Origin of the sequence: Streptomyces sp. NBRC 110611 (assembly GCF_001590865.1) — a bacterium.
Classification (GTDB): Bacteria; Actinomycetota; Actinomycetes; order Streptomycetales; family Streptomycetaceae; genus Streptomyces.
Window position 1 is genome coordinate 1 of record NZ_BBUY01000093.1, and the last position, 797, is coordinate 797.

A 797-nucleotide genomic window follows, 5' to 3' on the forward strand; every position below is an offset into this window, starting at 1 on the left:
CTGAGGGTTGCGGGTTGGGGTGACCTACAGTCACTTCGGTTGTATGTCTGGTGGATGAGGTATTCAGATGAGGGTGGCCTGACTGCGTCGGAGTGGGCCCGGGGGGAGCGGGTGCGGTTCGAGGCCGGCGGGATGTTCGAGCGGGGTGTGGCGCCGCCGGTGGTGACCGAGGAGTTACGGGTGTCGCGGAAGTCCGCGTATGCCTGGCATGCCCGCTGGCGTGAAGGTGGTGTGGAGGCATTGCGTTCGAAGGGGCCCAGCGGGCCGCCTTCGCGGATGAAACCCGAGTGGCGGGTGTGGCTGGAGAAGGCGTTGGAGGAGGGGCCGGCCGCGCATGGCTGGGTGGAGGACCAGCGGTGGACGCTGCCGAGGATCGCCTTGCTGATCGCGCGGCGGTTCCACGTCCGGTTCAGCACGGCGCAGGTCTGCCGGATTCTGCACCAGATGGGGTGGAGCGTGCAGGTCCCGGTGCACCGGGCCGCCGAACACGATCCGCAAGCGGTGGAGCGGTGGATGCGTCAGGTGTGGCCGAACGTGGAAAGACAGTGCGGGACCAGAGGGCGTGGCTGCTCTTCGAAGACGAGTCGGGACAGAGCCTGAGGCCGCCCAAGGCCCGCACCTGGTCCCGCCGCCGACATACCCCGGCAACCAACGTCACCCAGAAAGGCTCCGGGCGCATCTCGCTGGCGGCCCTGGTCTGTGTCCGGCCCGGCCGGCGCACCCGGCTGATCTACCGGATGCTGACCCATACCGGCCGCAAGGGCGAGAAGAAGGGCTTTCGCGAGGACGACCTCGTC

1 protein-coding gene and 1 pseudogene are annotated in these 797 nt (G+C 68.5%); both read left to right on the top strand.

Features of this window, described 5'->3' with window-relative positions:
• Positions 1 to 132 precede the first annotated feature (132 nt).
• A complete protein-coding gene (locus tag AZE13_RS33505) occupies positions 133 to 600 on the top strand; it encodes a winged helix-turn-helix domain-containing protein (RefSeq protein WP_258528204.1) in 468 nt (155 codons plus the stop codon).
• A pseudogene (locus AZE13_RS37415) lies at positions 546 to 797 on the top strand (transposase); the annotation flags it as partial. The gene AZE13_RS33505 and the pseudogene AZE13_RS37415, both read left to right, overlap by 55 nt.